At 56.0% G+C, this 14,598-nt stretch carries 15 protein-coding genes and 2 pseudogenes; 7 read left to right on the top strand and 10 right to left on the bottom strand.

Translation table 11 applies throughout. From position 1 onward, the window contains the following. Positions 1-72: 72 nt before the first annotated feature. From AB7M22_RS07160 to AB7M22_RS07175, 4 genes and pseudogenes are all read right to left on the bottom strand, one after another. Complete coding sequence (locus AB7M22_RS07160) at positions 73-1,527, bottom strand: tyrosine-type recombinase/integrase (RefSeq protein ID WP_454185699.1); 1,455 nt, start codon at positions 1,525-1,527, stop codon at positions 73-75. Positions 1,528-1,851: 324 nt separating this feature from the next. Then, positions 1,852-2,097: pseudogene (locus tag AB7M22_RS07165) on the bottom strand (integrase); the annotation flags it as partial. Positions 2,098-2,506: 409 nt separating this feature from the next. Next, on the bottom strand, positions 2,507-2,779 hold the full coding sequence (locus tag AB7M22_RS07170; protein ID WP_454185700.1) for a hypothetical protein: 273 nt from the start codon (positions 2,777-2,779) through the stop codon (positions 2,507-2,509). 531 nt (positions 2,780-3,310) lie between these two features. After that, the gene (locus tag AB7M22_RS07175; RefSeq protein WP_454185701.1) at positions 3,311-3,553 is read right to left on the bottom strand and encodes a hypothetical protein; all 243 of its coding nucleotides are present in this window, start codon (positions 3,551-3,553) and stop codon (positions 3,311-3,313) included. A 128-nt stretch (positions 3,554-3,681) separates the two neighbouring features. Between AB7M22_RS07175 and AB7M22_RS07180 the strand changes: the two genes are divergently transcribed. Both AB7M22_RS07180 and AB7M22_RS07185 read left to right on the top strand, forming a co-directional pair. Further along, positions 3,682-3,909 carry an I78 family peptidase inhibitor gene (locus AB7M22_RS07180; protein WP_454185702.1) on the top strand — a complete coding sequence of 76 codons (228 nt, stop codon included), beginning with the start codon at positions 3,682-3,684 and terminating at the stop codon, positions 3,907-3,909. A gap of 104 nt (positions 3,910-4,013) precedes the next feature. Next, positions 4,014-4,406, top strand: a complete 393-nt coding sequence (locus AB7M22_RS07185) for a hypothetical protein (RefSeq protein WP_454185703.1) — start codon at positions 4,014-4,016, stop codon at positions 4,404-4,406. A 45-nt stretch (positions 4,407-4,451) separates the two neighbouring features. On the opposite strand, the gene AB7M22_RS07190 is transcribed toward AB7M22_RS07185, so the two are convergent. Continuing rightward, positions 4,452-4,658 carry a hypothetical protein gene (locus tag AB7M22_RS07190; RefSeq protein ID WP_454185704.1) on the bottom strand — a complete coding sequence of 69 codons (207 nt, stop codon included), beginning with the start codon at positions 4,656-4,658 and terminating at the stop codon, positions 4,452-4,454. Between the two features lie 241 nt (positions 4,659-4,899). Here AB7M22_RS07190 and AB7M22_RS07195 point away from each other — a divergent pair, with 241 nt between their 5' ends. Then, positions 4,900-5,322 (top strand): RDD family protein, encoded by a 423-nt coding sequence (locus AB7M22_RS07195; RefSeq protein ID WP_454185705.1) that lies wholly within the window; start codon positions 4,900-4,902, stop codon positions 5,320-5,322. Positions 5,323-5,432: 110 nt separating this feature from the next. Here the strand turns inward: AB7M22_RS07195 and AB7M22_RS07200 are convergent. Continuing rightward, positions 5,433-5,973, bottom strand: a pseudogene (locus tag AB7M22_RS07200) (DinB family protein). Between the two features lie 432 nt (positions 5,974-6,405). On the opposite strand from AB7M22_RS07200, the gene AB7M22_RS07205 reads away from it, so the two are divergent. Next, positions 6,406-6,981: a hypothetical protein gene (locus tag AB7M22_RS07205; protein ID WP_454188764.1), complete on the top strand. Its 576-nt coding sequence runs from the start codon at positions 6,406-6,408 to the stop codon at positions 6,979-6,981. A 122-nt stretch (positions 6,982-7,103) separates the two neighbouring features. On the opposite strand, the gene AB7M22_RS07210 is transcribed toward AB7M22_RS07205, so the two are convergent. From AB7M22_RS07210 to pdxR, 4 genes are all read right to left on the bottom strand, one after another. Next, the gene (locus tag AB7M22_RS07210; RefSeq protein WP_007897082.1) at positions 7,104-7,286 is read right to left on the bottom strand and encodes a hypothetical protein; all 183 of its coding nucleotides are present in this window, start codon (positions 7,284-7,286) and stop codon (positions 7,104-7,106) included. Positions 7,287-7,366: 80 nt separating this feature from the next. Further along, positions 7,367-8,632, bottom strand: a complete 1,266-nt coding sequence (locus tag AB7M22_RS07215; RefSeq protein WP_454185706.1) for an MFS transporter — start codon at positions 8,630-8,632, stop codon at positions 7,367-7,369. A gap of 38 nt (positions 8,633-8,670) precedes the next feature. Then, positions 8,671-9,741, bottom strand: coding sequence for a sugar phosphate isomerase/epimerase family protein (locus tag AB7M22_RS07220; RefSeq protein WP_454185707.1), 1,071 nt, complete (start codon positions 9,739-9,741; stop codon positions 8,671-8,673). A 111-nt stretch (positions 9,742-9,852) separates the two neighbouring features. Next, positions 9,853-11,355, bottom strand: a complete 1,503-nt coding sequence (gene pdxR / locus AB7M22_RS07225; protein WP_454185708.1) for a MocR-like pyridoxine biosynthesis transcription factor PdxR — start codon at positions 11,353-11,355, stop codon at positions 9,853-9,855. Between the two features lie 237 nt (positions 11,356-11,592). Between pdxR and AB7M22_RS07230 the strand changes: the two genes are divergently transcribed. The 3 genes from AB7M22_RS07230 (at position 11,593) to AB7M22_RS07240 (ending at position 14,576) form a co-directional block, all read left to right on the top strand. Further along, complete coding sequence (locus tag AB7M22_RS07230) at positions 11,593-12,573, top strand: quinone oxidoreductase family protein (protein ID WP_454185709.1); 981 nt, start codon at positions 11,593-11,595, stop codon at positions 12,571-12,573. A 14-nt stretch (positions 12,574-12,587) separates the two neighbouring features. Then, a complete protein-coding gene (locus AB7M22_RS07235; RefSeq protein ID WP_123721011.1) occupies positions 12,588-13,436 on the top strand; it encodes a TauD/TfdA dioxygenase family protein in 849 nt (282 codons plus the stop codon). An 87-nt stretch (positions 13,437-13,523) separates the two neighbouring features. Continuing rightward, positions 13,524-14,576 (top strand): 3-keto-5-aminohexanoate cleavage protein, encoded by a 1,053-nt coding sequence (locus tag AB7M22_RS07240; protein ID WP_454185710.1) that lies wholly within the window; start codon positions 13,524-13,526, stop codon positions 14,574-14,576. Positions 14,577-14,598: the final 22 nt, after the last annotated feature.

Raw genomic sequence — 14,598 nt, forward strand, 5'->3', positions numbered from 1 at the left:
TAAGTTTAGATTTACCAAGGCTCCCGTACTGGGCTGACCATCTCATTAGGGTGCGGTATTGAAGAGGTTGGCCTATGAAGGCGGCAGGAGGGGGAGTCGCTGCGTACTCGGGAAAAGCATCATCGACTCGGTCGGTGTGTGCTCATAGGTTGATGACAGTATTGCACTGAGTCGATCGCCCAACAGGTTCCAGGCACACTTCTTCTCTTCGGCATAATCGTGATGCAGGTAGTGGCGTCTCACCCGGGAGCCGGCCAGCACATGGTTTTGGCAGCGATCGATGACGTCCAGGCTGACCCCCAACGCCTGCATCATGGTCGCGCCCGTGCGGCGTAGGTCATGCGGCGTCCAGTCGCCGTTTTGGCCGTCGGCAAGCACCAGCGTGTCGTCGTGACGCCTTCTTGAGAGGGCCTTGCGGTTTTTGAATCGGGCCTGGCGATCGCCGACCTGTTTGCTCACCACTTTCACGTCTACATGCCCATCATCCTGCTTGTTCGGAAAGCACCACCGGGAGTCTCCCGTCAGGGTCTTGAGTTCCTCAAAGAAATGCAGGGCGAAGGGGGAGAGGAAGATATGATGGTCCTGTTTCTTGCCACGGGTACCTTTGACGTTTTCGCTGGGGAGGAACCAGGTCTGTCGGGCCAGATCGACATTTTTCCATTCGGCCTGCAGCAACTCGCCTATCCGACACAGGGTGCCCAGACTGATCCAGAGCGCGAGTTGGGTTTCCTTCTTTAACGGCCGTATGCCGTCGTATTTTTGCCCAGCGGGCAGGGCGTTGTAATCGGCCGTCATTTGCTGGAAGCGGTTGTGCAGTTCCAACAGCTCAGCCGGGGAAAGGATGCGGCTTCTTTCGGCCTCGTAGTCGGCAGGGATCAGCGGGGAGATGTCGACCAGCTCAGTCGGATCGCCCTCGATCAATAAGGCCCGCCAGGGCTGACGCTTTCTGGCCCAGCTGAACATCTGAGTGAGGTCGGCGAAGAAACTGATGGCTTGTCGGTGAGCGCCGCGATTGACCACGGCCCGGATCAGCGCCCGAACATCGTGTTCGGAGACGCTGCTCACCGCGGTCTTGCCGAGTGCCGGAAAAAGGTCCTTGTTAAAACGGCGCTGCAATTCAGCATTGCCATCTTTGCGCGCCACGCCATCCAACAGCCAGGCCTTGGCTAGATCCTGGACGGTCAGCGTTTTCACCTTCGTCGTTTTTACTAGTTCAGCTTCTACGTTAGCAGCGGCGTATGCTTGTGCCTTGGCGGTTTTCTTTTGCTCGTTGGGATTGATCTGCTCATCAATGAGCGCCCTGGCCTGATTACGCGCCTTGCGGATGTCTGTCAGGGATTTGCGCGGCCAGGTTCCGCAGGCGTACTCTTTGTTCTGGTCGCCCCAGCGATAACGATAGAAAAAGCTGACCGACACACCGTCCTTGCGGACTGAGATTCGACCGGCCAGATTGCCATCCTCCCGGAGGATTCGGCCGGCATCGTTGGCAGTCAGCGACTCGAGTTCTTTGATGGTGATTTTGGCCATGAAACGGACTCCCCCTACTTTTACCCCCACAAAAACGTCGGCTCTTGATGGACGTTGCTGGACTCTCGTAGAGCAGAACACCGCTGGAGCTCAAGTAAATACTAGCTTAGAAAAATCCAGAGTAAAATTTTGGAGTCTTTCAAGAAGTATGAAAAAGGAGATGGGGTGCTAGGGGTCGAGTGTTCGAATCACTCCGTCCCGACCATATATTCTGAGTAAAATCAGACAATTAAGCCGATCAGATAGATCGGTTTTTTTGTGCCTGCGTAAAACTGGCGCAAAACTACCGGTGATTTCGCTTATATTCCAGCATTTCCGCGATCATGCGATTTGGTCAACGGCCTTGCCTTCGAAGTGCCTCCGGAAGCGGCGGAAGTGGACGGCGTACAGGCTAGGGTACCCTTGCCCAACTCCCTTGGCGGCAGGACGTCGCGTTCGTAGGTTTCGAGGAAGTCTCCGAATGATTCCGACGAGCTCCCCATGACGGTGCCGATCAGGTCAGCACCGCGCATTGAACTCCAGGTTCAACTGTTTCGCCGCGTTGATGGCCTTGATACGGTCGGTGCCGTACGTTCTTGTAAATGAGCTAGAGAAGCAACATTGGATCATTCTCAGCGGGAGCTGCAACTGCAACTGCAGCTGCAACAGCAACAGCGGCTCTCCTGGCTTGTACCGCAGTCCTTTGTACTCCCACTCCATTAGAAATTCCTTGCAACTGAATTCTCAAGCTCTGAAGTGATGGCATTAATACAGCTGGGCCAAGTAAGGTTTGGAGTAGAAGCGATGCTTGCAGTCTCTCATTTTCAAGGTTGGCCAGGCTTGTATCGAGAGCATCAGCAACTGTGAGATAAGTAAGTCTGCTGGGATGATTTTGCGCAGCTATCACTTTTATCTCTACGCCATGCCGTATGGCCAGCATCATGTGAGATGCTGGCCATTTAGTGCATGCGCTGGAAATGATTCAACGCATTTTTTGATGCTATTGATTATTCGAGGCGAGTGGTCTAATAGTTTGGCCGCGATCTTTTACAAGATTGTCTTCTATGACGATTTGACTGTCAAAGGCAACGTAATATACACCTGATTGGGAGTGGCCTTTTATAGCCATCAAGTAACCTCTTAGGTCATTACGCCCCCATGTATCACCTTTGCCGGGTTCTAGTGAGTAATAGTCGTCACTGCCGCCTTGCGCCCATACGCTGACTGCAATTTGAACTGTTCTGCTTGCTCCGTTTGTGATCGTGATGCTCATATTTATATCCTTTTTGGATTGAGTGTTCCATGAGTAGGCTCCCTATTTTTAAAACATAGATGCAGACTTTCCACTGCTACAGAAGAATCAGTAGTTAGGTTAGCTCAATGAAAATTTTCATAGATTATAGGCGGTTGAATTGATCGGTACTGGATGTGTTAGTTTGTTGGCTTAACACGTTTTTTTATCTTGTCTCAAGTTGATGCAAGGCTTCAGTCAAGCTTGTAAACGCGCAAATGCAAGGTATCCTCACCTTAATAAATTGACGTCCGACGAGTGGTAAGGCCTTACAGCGTCACCACTTCGGCCGCTTCTTGATGCTCGTCTAACCAGCATGGCAACGCTCGGCTTCATGTTGAGTGGTCAGGAAGAGGTCGACGGTGTTCTGTACACGCAGTCTTGGTATTGCAGGGAGGTTTGATTGTGTTTCGGTCGGCAGGACGCCGGAGCGTAGGGGGCTTTCTTGTCGAAAGCTTGTAGGGACTTTTGCGGGGACTGCTTTAGGTAGTTCGCCAAGTTCTTGTCGTGCATTTACTTCTTGAGGAATCCGACGGCGCCATCGACATTTCCCCATGCCAAGATCGCTTCGCAGGCCTCATGCGTGGCGAGCTCATCACGGTCGCGAACCGACAGGTGCAAGCGAATGCGCAGCCGGCGAAGCTCCGCCTTGACCGTCTTCCAGTCCCCACCCCACTGGTATTCCGCTTGAACCGCTTCGATACCCTGCATCTTGCGGTCGATCGCTTTGCGCAGGAACCTGCTGCGCGAGTTCATGCTGGTCAACCAGCTCTATCTCTTGGAAGCATCGGCGGTGGCGCGGTTAACCAACCTTGTCTCCTCTGAATGAGGCGCTGCCTATACTTCAAATTCGGAGGCGGTTTTCGGCATCAGGAGGTGACTGTATGAGTGGTAATGGAGGAAGTGGTGGCGGTGATGTTCCGTGGCCTTGGGCACTGTCGCTGTCGGTGGCTCCAACGACGATCAAGGATCTAGTCGGCAAAAAATGCCGTGTTGTTCGAAACGGCGACGCAGTTACTCAAGAATATGAGCCAAGTCGAGTAACACTGTTTCTTGACGAAGAGGGCAGGATCATAGATGTGTATTTCGAGCCTGAGCCTCCAGTGATATAGCCTGTTAACAGTTTCATTACCCTTATCAGCGGTAGCAAAAAGACCGCTGATAAAGGAATGGACTAGGCTTCTAGCTGTCGCATGATCGAATCTGAGGTGGGCACATGGATGTCATTTCGCTGAAAACCCAATGTGAAGCTTTGCGCAGCAATTTTCTGACTGGGCAGAAGGCTTGGAGTGCCGCGCATCACGCTGTAACTTTCGGTGGCATTCTCTGCAGCTTGGGAGCAATTATTTTTATCCAGATTCAAGCGCCCACCTGGGCAACCCTTTCCACTGCGTTGGCCGCTTCTCTTGCGGGGATGGCAACTGCTGGCGGATTCGAGCGGAAGTGGCGTAGAAATCGGATCAGCAGGAGTAAAATCGACGGGTTACTTATTGATTTAGGCGATGAGTCAGTGGATCTGCACTCTGCAGCAGCCGAACTAAAAAATATAATCTTGCAGCATGATGAAGGAATCGTAACTCCGACCCCAGTAGCAGGTCGCGCTCGGTGAGTGGTCCTTCGTGAAGGACAGCCTGAATTGAACTTGGAATAAATTTTAAGGATCGATGATCTCATCGCCTGGATCACACTTGAGCTCGGCCAAGCTCTCATTCCGAAATATCCGAGCCACGTTTTCGCTTATCTGCACTTTGTGGCGCGGACTTTCCATTGCCTGATAGTACAGCGTCGGCCCGAACGCATGAGCGTTCAGAGTCAGATGCTGCATCGCCTCGTTGATTACCTTGATGCTGTTCCAGGCCATCAGTTCATCAAGCTTCTGCCGGGTGCCGAGCCGGGCCCGGCGCCGCAATTTCTTCTCTGACCCTGTACCGCAGGCCGTCGTAGATCATCTCTTCGGGGGACCACGACAGAGCACATCTGATTCTCACAAAGATGCGCAATCAATCACATGCTGCGGTAGGTCGCTGGTGAAACGACGTAATTCAATGTTACTAACGTGGTGCCGATACTCCTGTATCCATATACCAACGGAGTGACAACGCATGGAAATCAGCAACACCCAAAGCGAGTACCAGAAGCCCAATAATCTGGCTGGCCTGGGACGTCGGTGGGGGGGACAAATGATTGACTCCATAACCACCTTCTTTCTGTTCTACGCCGTAGGGCGAGCAGCCGAGTTTGTTGGTTTACCGCCAACCGTGGTCGCCCTTCTGGCTTTAGGATCAGGCGCGGCGTATTACCTGTTTTCCGATGCAATGCCCAATGGTCAAAGCTTGGGTAAAAAGCTGCTGGGGATGTCCGTGATTGATGAGCAGAGCTACCTTAACTGCAATCTATATCAATCTTTTATACGCAACATCACTACGCCGTTTCTGAGCATTTTTGATTGGATATTTATTTTCTTTGGCTCACGAAAACGGCTGGGTGACATGCTCGCATCTACGATCGTGATCCGATCCAAGTAATGACAAATGCTACGGTCCCCACTTTCAGAATGCGGATTTTGATAGGGATGGTGGCCTGAAACTCCACATGTCCTGACGTGAAAAGGCCCAGTCTAATGCTGGGCTTTTTGCTATGTGCGGGACTCGGATGGAATCAAAACGACTAGATCCGTATCGCCTACGTCGACACCCGCCTGCGAAAGCAGAGTTGTAACCTGGCCGCGATGATGGGTCTGATGGTTAAAAAAATGCGACCAGGCTGTAAAAATCCTTAGCGGACACTACACCCTTCATGTTTGCATAATTGAAGGGGGCATCTAAATCGGACTCCGTAATGGATTGAGCCCATTTGATGATTATTCGGTCGAGCCATTCTCGATACGCTGAGAGCTCTCGAATATTAGAGAACAACAATTGATCGAGGCTTTTCGGATCAGGAAGCTGCTTCACCGGCTCCAGTGCCAAGTGGTTCGTTGGGTGCTTGGCGAATCGCTTCAGCCAGATCGTATCTCCGACCGCCAAGTGGTTCAGAGTCCCGAGAATAGAGCCAAAAAAAGCTTTCCTATCTGCCGAGAGTTCTTCATCGGACAAGCTCCTGGCTGCTTCATGGACCTTGGCGCTCATCCACTCGTTATAGGTCGCCATCAGACAGATATGGCTAGTGCGGCTCATTGTGTTCATCCTTTGAATAGATATTTGATAAGCGATCCACGCTCATCGAAAAGCCCAGTCGAGTGCTGGGCTTTGGTGTTTCTGGTGGGCGGCATAAAGCCTGGGCGGGCCGGGCTGGATTTTAGCAGAGACAGTGTGCACATCGTTTGATGCGGCGGCGGGCGTTCAAAATTTCATCCACTCGAGTTGAGGTGACTAACCATCGGCCCGCTGGCTGGGGCACATTGCCCCCACCCGTTGGCTCGCTGACGTTGACCGAGCAGACTCGTCAGCTCCTCAAACGCCGGGCTAGGAAAAACCCCGCAAAAACAGCCGCTTCCAGATGGATGGCTGATTGTGTAACTTGTTGATACAAATATGAATCTGTATCATTTAGTTTCAAATCAAGGGTGCGAGGGAGTGCATTGCCCATATAAAAATAAGGTCAAGGTAATGCTCAAAATGCTACTCGTGTATGGTCATCTGATTGCCACCTGTATTGCTCTGGGGAGGGTGTTGCAGGCGGATCAAAAGCTATGGGGCTGGCGCAAGGATGTGTTGAGTGAGGTGCAGCGTGAGTACCTCGAAGAGACTCAAAAAATCGTCACGCTCGCGCTATTGGCTCTTTGGGGAAGTGGCTTGTTGCTGGTGCTACAGGGTTACCTCTATGAGGGGAGCGCGTATTTGCTTAATCAAAAGCTCTGGGCCAAGGTGAGTATTGTCGTGCTGCTTAGCCTCAATGGCGCTTTGTTGCATCGGATCGGTTTCCCGCTGTTGCAGAAGGCCCCCTTTGTCTTGTTACGCAACTCCGGCCGCACTCGCCTCGCTCTCTTGGGGGCTCTCTCTATGAGCGGCTGGTTATTTGCCGCTTTCCTGGGGGTAGCTCGAGCGTGGAATCACGTACTGCCTTATTTGCATGTGATGGGGGCTTTTGCTCTGTTCTCGTTGGTTGCCTGTGTAGTGGCGTTGATAGTCGCCAGTGCAGCGAGCGCCAGGGAGGATGAATGGTCACGTACTGGCAGCAAGTGAAGCCTGGTCAGTTGTTCCTTCTCGTTTCTGCGGTGCTGCCCTTGCGGTCTTCCGAGGTGATGCGAGTTCAAACTGTCCTCAATAAGTAAACCATGTGCCGCCGCTAAGGCGGCACGTGTGGATCAAGAGGTTGAATACTCGATATACAGTCTTTCGAGCGCCTCTTGGTACTTATCTCCCTTTAACGTTTTTTTCAGCACTGCCAGTGCCTCGAGCGCTGAAGCTGCAGCCAGTGCCTCGTTTTCTCCCCGGTAGGCGGCGCGCAGCCTTGCTGCTGCGATTATCGATTCTTCAGTCGTTGGCATGTTATTGCCCTCGAAGGATTGAACCTCACTGATAGTCGCAACCCTCAACGATTTCAAGTCCAGGGTGAGAGCTCCACCGATCAGTTTTGCACCGCACCAATCCCACCCATTGCCACCGATTTATTCCGCACGCTCCTATACAACACGCTGGACACCATGAATCCAACAATGGCCAACAGGCTCATCAAGCTGAAGACATAGTTGTAGCCTTGCTGACCCGGGAAATGGTCGAGGATTGCGCCGTAGATGACGTAAGCGAACATGCCCGGTGCGTAGCCGATCAGGCAGCCGATACCGAAGGCTGACCCGGTGATGTGCGAAGGGATGCCGACTTCACCCATGGGCGCCCAGAACACGCCGCGCATGGAAAATACGATCAGCGCGAAGGACAGTGTGGCGGCCATGCCTGCATAGATAAAGCTCGGGCTTTTCGGGATCAGCAGGATGACGCCCATCAGCGGCAGCAAGGCCAGGAATGCCCATTTCAAATAGCGGCTGGTGCTCTTGAATTGCTTGTCGGCAATGAAACCACCGGCGGGGCCACCGAGGATTTTGAGGAAGTACTGATTGATGATGCCGTAGGCGCCCACCAGTGCCACGGGCAGCCCGTACATTTCCTTGAGGTAGGGAATGAAATAGGTCAGGCCGCAGTAGACGATGTAGACCATGAACACGTTGAGGCTGACCAGCCAGATACCCGGCACCTTGATGGCTTCGAACAGATTCGCCATACCGTTCTTCGGCTTGGCAATCGACTGTGCGCTGCCGCCCTTGAGCAGGAACCAGGTCAGGGTTCCGGCCAGAATGTCGATGACCGAGTAGAAGAGGATGGCCGATTTCAGCCCGGCTTCGCCGGAGCCCATGGCGACGAAGACGCCCAGTGCAGAAAAGGCGACCAGGGTATCAATGACGCCACGCCCACCTTCCAACAGTCCAAACAACCGACCCTGTTCCTGATCGTCACCCAGATTGCGGATGGCTTTGAGCAGCGAGGGCCAAAAGAAGCAATCGGCGCAGATGGCCAACAGGCTGAATACGATCAGCAGATTGCTGAAGGGCGGAAAGGTCGCCAGATACAGCCCCAGGCCGCCGGTACCGATCAGGCCGATGGGAATCAGTTTGCGCGTGTCGTAACGGTCGGCGAGCATGCCGCCGACGACAAACAGTGCAGTGGCGATGATGGCGTTGGCGCTCAGCAGCAGGCCGATTTCAGTGTGGCTCAAACCCATGAATTCTTGCATGGGGATATAGAAGGCGTCCTTGAGGTTCGCCAGCTTGTAGATGGTGCCACCACCGAGGATGAGAATCAGGAATCTGAGCCATTTGGCCTTGTCACGAGTTGTCATTATTGTTCTCCAGGCGTAATTGGGTAGTAACGTCGGGTTCAGGCGTTTTCGCGGTTGGCCAGGGTCAACTCGGCCAGGGTTCGGAACTCGGCCAGCAGGCTTCGTACATAGGCGACCTGGTTGTTCGCCCAACGGTGTTCGTCGGCGAGCATTCGTTCGAGCGAGTAGCCGTCCGGGAGTGGCGTGTCGCTCATTTCCCGGTAGGCAATGAATGGATCGGCAGCCTCAGAGGTCTGGCGGAACGCCGGGGCGACGTAGTGATTTTCCTGCTCAAGAATGAACGCAATCACTTGCGGGGTTGAGTCGCCGAGCATCAACAGTTCGAACAGCATGCGGGCGCTCGGCAGGTCGTCATCGTCGCTGCCCTGCAGCACGCCGTAATGGCCGAATCCGTGTTGCTCGGGGACGATGCGCACACCCTTGAGGTGGGTCTGGCGTATGTGCGGTGCCAGGGTGCGCAGCGCCGGCAGGGGCTGTTCGCAGGCGTTGATCATGTTGCCGAAGTCGAACAAGGCATGCAGCCGTGGGTGGTTTAGCCGGCTCAGCAGTTGCGCGATCTCGGCACTCTTGAGTTCCTCATGCTGCTCGAAGTCGAAGAACAGGTCGTGCTCATCTGCCTGCTGCGCGAGGTAATGCAGGTCTGACTCGATCACGTCCATGACCCGGGACAGCGTCCCCTCGTAACGTGAGTAAACGCGGATGTTGCGAACCCCAAGCGCCTTGGCAATGGCGATCACTTGATCGACATCTTTTTTCAGCGTGCTGCTGATTTCCAGGTGCACATCCAGTGCGAGCGCATTGGCCTTGTCGGCAAACGCTTGCAGCTGTGCGGGCGTCATTTGGCTCAGGCTGTTTTCTTCGCCGTCGAGCAAGTGCAGGCTCAGACCCTGCAGCTCGTGGCGATAGGCGAAATCCAGCAGGTCGGCAGGCGTGACACGGCCATGGGTGAGGTTGGTCAGCAAGGGATAGGCATGCGCAAACAAGCGCATCTGCCCAAGGCGGTCGAGCAGTTGGCGAGCCAGTGCTTCAGTCAGTAGGGGAGGTGTTCCTGCCTCGGCAGCCTTGTGGCTGAGCAAGGCATTGAATCGCTCTTGGATCTTATTGTTCATTCGAGTCGTTCCTGGTCAGACGCCGGGTCTACCGGCGCAGCCTTTATCGCGCCAGTCAGGAACTCTCGATAGATCCATTATCAGTTAAATCATAAGACCACTTGCCTTGTTTCAAGTGGCCTGCAGGTACCCCATTTTGCTCAAGGCTCGGGCCAGTGCTGCGACGCGTTCTTGCGCCTGGCCCTCAGGTGTACCGGCGAAACCGATGAGCAGGGCAGGTGGCAGGACATGCTCAAGGCAGTAGTCGCTCAGGGCATAGGTGTGGATGTTGTGCCGGGCCAGTTCCCTGGCGATGGCGTCGTCATCAAGCGTGGGTGGCAGCCAGGCGATCAGGTGCATGCCGGCTTCCACCGGGGTGATGTTGAAGAAGCCGCCCAGCTGTTGCTGAAGTTGCTCGACCAATGCTTGCTGGCGAGCCTGGTACAGCGCACGCATGCGGCGAATATGGCCGAGGAAGTGGCCTTCGCGCATGAAGTCCGCCGTCGTCGCCTGGAGCAGCGTGGGCGGGCTGCGATCCATCACCGCGCGCAGGGTACAGAAGGGTTCGATCAGGGCTTGCGGCAAAATCACATAGCCCAGTCTTAGCGAGGGGAAGAGCACTTTGCTGAAGGTGCCGACGTAGATCACCCGCGCCATCCGGTCCATGGCGTAGAGCGCGGGGAGGAGGCGGCCGCTGTAGCGGAATTCACTGTCGCAATCGTCCTCGATGATCCAGCTCTGATACTGCGCGGCCCAGTCGATGAGTGCCTGGCGCCGCGCATAACTCATGGTCACGCCCAAGGGATGCTGGCGAGATGGCGTGGTGAATACCAGGCGGGCGTCAGGGCACTCGGCCAGGCCTTGCCGGATATCAATTCCCTGTTCATCGATCCGCAACGGGACCACCTGAGCCCCCTGGGCCTGCAACGCAATGCGCGCCGCGATGTGTCCCGGGTCTTCCATCCACACGCTGTCCTGCGGATTGAGCAACAGCATGCCCAACAAGTTGAAGGCTTGCTGGGCCCCTGAAACGATCACCACCTGCTCGGCACTGCAATCGATGCCACGGGCATCAAAGACGTACTCGGCAATCGCCGTGCGCAAGGCCTGTAACCCTTGCAGTTCGCCATAGCCAAGCATGGCCTTGGTCGGCTTGAGCAGGTGGCGGTTCATCAAGCGCCGCCACACAGCGAGAGGGAACGCGTCGTAGGTACTGTGGCTAGGCAGGAATGAGGTGGGGGTCGCAGGGTCCCAATCGGTATAGGAAACCCCACGAAAGTGACTGCTGCGCAGCGACAGCATGGACTGGCTCAGGTCGGACAGGCGAGGTGGCTGGTGTTGCTCTTCGTCGGCAATCCCTCGGCTCTCCCACTCATCGCCGACATAGGTACCGGCCCCGGTACGCGACGCCAAAAAGCCTTCGGCAATCAGCTGATCGAATGCATTGAGAATGGTGATCCGCGACAGCGCCAACTCCTTGCTCAGGGTCCGCGTCGACGGCAGGCGCACGCCCCCTTGCATTTTTCCGCTGAGAATCTGTTTGCGAATCTGCAAATAGAGTTGGCGGTACAGGGGGATGGCGCTGGCACGGTCCAGCTCAATAGCCGACAGCAGCAAACCGGCAGGGGATTTCATTACATGCTCGTCTGGAGGGAGGTGGTTTGACCTGGAACACCATCAGGCACCGAGATGCGCAGGGTATCGAGAGGCACTGGATAAGTCATCCATCGCAGGGGCCGATGCAGTGCCCACTGTCATGAAATGAAAAGCCATTGTCGTCTGATGAGAAGCGACTCGCCAGACGGCGTCCTACAGTCCAATCAGCGCAATTCGACGCAGTACGCCCAACTTGAGACTGGAGAATAAGAAAAAATGGCCAAAGCCGTACGCTTCTACGAAACCGGTGGTCCCGAAGTCCTTCGTTATGAAGAGGTCGAAGTCGGCGATCCCGGTCCAGGCCAGGTTCGTCTTCGTCATGTGGCGGTGGGCCTGAACTATGCCGACACCTACTTTCGCAATGGCACTTACCCGATTCCGATGCCCAACGGCATGGGGGTTGAAGCGTCCGGTGTGGTCCAGGCCGTTGGCGAAGGGGTGACCAACGTACAAGTCGGCGATCGTGTCACCTACACCGGTTTCCTCAATACATTGGGCGCCTACAGCACCGAGCGTTTGATCCCGGCTGCGCCGCTGATCAAGCTGCCGGAAACCATCAGTTTCGAGACCGCCGCGGCCATGACCATGCGCGGCTTGACGTCCTCGTACCTGATGCGACGCATTTACGACTTCAAGCCCGGCGACAGCATTCTGCTGCACGCCGCTGCCGGTGGCGTAGGCCTGATCGTTTCGCAGTGGGCCAAGCTGCTTGGCCTGACCGTCATTGGCACCGTGTCCACCGAGGTCAAGGGTGAAATCGCTCGTGCCCATGGCTGCGCGCATGTCATCAACTACAGCCATGAAGACGTCGCCCAGCGGGTTCGCGAGCTGACGGACGGCGTGGGGGTCAACGTGGTGTTCGACAGTGTCGGCAAGAACACCTTCATGGGCTCCCTGGATTCGCTCAAGCGTCGCGGTTTGATGGTCTGTGTCGGCACGGCATCCGGCCCGATCCCGGCCTTCGATCCGGTACTGCTGGCGATGAAAGGCTCGCTGTTCATGACCCGTCCGGCCCTGGCCGATTACATTGCCGACCCGGCGGAAAAAGCCGCCCTGGCCGGCGAGTTGTTCGACCATGTCGGCAGCGGTCGGATCAAGATCGAGATCAACCAGCACTATGCTTTACAGGATGCCGTGCAGGCCCATCGCGACCTGGAATCTCGCAAAACCACGGGCTCATCGATTTTCGTCATTTAAGGGAGTCGTCTGCCATGAAAGTCGAACAATTGACCTGCAGCATTGGCGCGGAGTTGGTGGGCGTCAACCTCGCCGACGCAGTCCATGACGACGGTCTTTTTGCCGAGATTCGTGCTCAGCTGCTCAAGCATCGGGTGGTGTTCCTGCGTGATCAGGACATCACTCGCGCCGAGCATGTGGCATTCGCCCGGCGCTTTGGCGAGCTGGAGGATCATCCGGTGGCCGGCAGTGATCCGGATCATCCAGGGCTGGTGCGCATCTACAAGCGGCCGGACCAGCCGATGGACCGCTACGAAAACGCCTGGCACACCGACGCGACCTGGCGCGAGGCGCCGCCGATGGGCTGCGTGCTGCGTTGCGTAGAGTGCCCGCCGGTGGGTGGCGACACCATGTGGGCCAACATGGTCGAGGCCTATGCGCGCTTGCCCGAAGACGTGAAGGTGAAGATCGCCGACCTGCGCGCGCGCCACAGCATCGAAGCGAGCTTCGGTGCCGCCATGCCGATCGAAAAGCGTCTGGCGCTCAAGGCGATGTACCCGGACGCCGAGCACCCGGTGGTGCGCACCCACCCGGAAACCGGGGAAAAGGTGCTGTTCGTCAACGCCTTCACGACGCACTTGAGCAACTACCACACCCCCGAGCGGGTGCGCTTCGGCCAGGACGCCAACCCGGGCGCAAGCGAGTTGCTGCGCTACCTGATCAGCCAGGCCTACATCCCCGAGTATCAGGTTCGCTGGCGCTGGAAACCCAACAGCATCGCCATCTGGGACAACCGCAGTACCCAGCACTACGCCGTCATGGATTACCCGCCGTGCCATCGCAAGATGGAACGCGCCGGCATCATCGGCGACAAGACTTACTGATCGACCGCCGCTGCATTCGCTCTCGTAGACACGCCTGCCCGGCACGATCCCGGGTGGGCGGAACAATCATAAGAACAGGAGTAACTCATGCAATTCTTCGACGATTCCCTGCACCCGGAAAACATGGAAAAAGTAGTCATCACCGTGGCCCCGTATGGCCCCGAGTGGATGCCGGAAGACTTCCCTGAAGACATCCCGCTGACCATGGACGAGCAGGTGCAGAAGGCGGTTGAGTGTTATGAGGCGGGTGCAACGGTATTGCACCTGCACGTGCGTGAATTGGACGGCAAGGGTTCCAAGCGCCTGTCCAAGTTCAACGAGTTGATCGCTGGCGTGCGTGAAGCCGTGCCGGACATGATCATCCAGGTCGGTGGTTCGATTTCCTTCGCGCCGGAAAGCGATGGCGAAGCCGCCAAGTGGCTGTCTGACGATACGCGGCACATGTTGGCCGAGCTGACGCCAAAACCGGATCAGGTCACGGTGGCCATCAACACCACCCAAATGAACATCATGGAGCTGCTGTATCCGGAATACCTGGAAGGCACGTCCCTGGCCAATCCTGCCTATCAGGCGGCCTACAGCGAAATGACCGTACCGGCCGGCCCGGCTTGGGTCGCCGAGCACCTCAAGCGTCTGATGGACAACGGCATCCAGCCGCACTTCCAGCTGACTGGCATGCATGCCATGGAAACCCTTGAGCGCCTGGTGCGCAAGGGCGTCTACAAGGGCCCGTTGAACCTGACCTGGATCGGTATCGGTGGCGGTTTCGATGGCCCCAATCCGTTCAACTTCTTCAACTTCATCCACCGCGCGCCAGACGGTTGCACCCTGACCTCCGAGTCGCTGCTCAAGAACGTCATGCCGTTCAACACCATGTCGATGGCCATGGGTATGCACCCGCGTGTGGGCAATGAAGACACTATCATTGATCACAAGGGCGATCGTTTTGGCTCGGTTGCGCAGATCAAGCAAACCGTACGCATCGCCCATGAACTGGGTCGTGAAATTGCCACGGGCAAAGAGGCCCGCGAGATCTATCGCATCGGTGTGCAGTACCAAAACATCGAAGAAACCCTGTTGGCCAATGGCATGGCCCCCAACCGCAAGGCTGGGCAGAAAGGTGTGCCGCAACGCGGCTGATCGGCAGACGAAGCGGGGGGCG

This window comes from Pseudomonas sp. ADAK2 TE3594 (assembly GCF_053628675.1).

Bases quoted from the DNA above. Each gene is read 5' to 3' on its own strand.
- AB7M22_RS07220 (WP_454185707.1), bottom strand. From the start codon at position 9,741: ATGAACAATAAGATCCAAGAGCGATTCAATGCCTTGCTCAGCCACAAG.
- AB7M22_RS07180 (WP_454185702.1), top strand. From the start codon at position 3,682: ATGAGTGGTAATGGAGGAAGTGGTGGCGGTGATGTTCCGTGGCCTTGG.
- AB7M22_RS07240 (WP_454185710.1), top strand. From the start codon at position 13,524: ATGCAATTCTTCGACGATTCCCTGCACCCGGAAAACATGGAAAAAGTA.
- AB7M22_RS07185 (WP_454185703.1), top strand. From the start codon at position 4,014: ATGGATGTCATTTCGCTGAAAACCCAATGTGAAGCTTTGCGCAGCAAT.
- AB7M22_RS07230 (WP_454185709.1), top strand. From the start codon at position 11,593: ATGGCCAAAGCCGTACGCTTCTACGAAACCGGTGGTCCCGAAGTCCTT.
- AB7M22_RS07170 (WP_454185700.1), bottom strand. From the start codon at position 2,779: ATGAGCATCACGATCACAAACGGAGCAAGCAGAACAGTTCAAATTGCA.
- AB7M22_RS07190 (WP_454185704.1), bottom strand. From the start codon at position 4,658: ATGGCCTGGAACAGCATCAAGGTAATCAACGAGGCGATGCAGCATCTG.
- pdxR (WP_454185708.1), bottom strand. From the start codon at position 11,355: ATGAAATCCCCTGCCGGTTTGCTGCTGTCGGCTATTGAGCTGGACCGT.
- AB7M22_RS07205 (WP_454188764.1), top strand. From the start codon at position 6,406: ATGCTCAAAATGCTACTCGTGTATGGTCATCTGATTGCCACCTGTATT.
- AB7M22_RS07195 (WP_454185705.1), top strand. From the start codon at position 4,900: ATGGAAATCAGCAACACCCAAAGCGAGTACCAGAAGCCCAATAATCTG.
- AB7M22_RS07175 (WP_454185701.1), bottom strand. From the start codon at position 3,553: ATGAACTCGCGCAGCAGGTTCCTGCGCAAAGCGATCGACCGCAAGATG.
- AB7M22_RS07215 (WP_454185706.1), bottom strand. From the start codon at position 8,632: ATGACAACTCGTGACAAGGCCAAATGGCTCAGATTCCTGATTCTCATC.
- AB7M22_RS07235 (WP_123721011.1), top strand. From the start codon at position 12,588: ATGAAAGTCGAACAATTGACCTGCAGCATTGGCGCGGAGTTGGTGGGC.
- AB7M22_RS07210 (WP_007897082.1), bottom strand. From the start codon at position 7,286: ATGCCAACGACTGAAGAATCGATAATCGCAGCAGCAAGGCTGCGCGCC.
- AB7M22_RS07160 (WP_454185699.1), bottom strand. From the start codon at position 1,527: ATGGCCAAAATCACCATCAAAGAACTCGAGTCGCTGACTGCCAACGAT.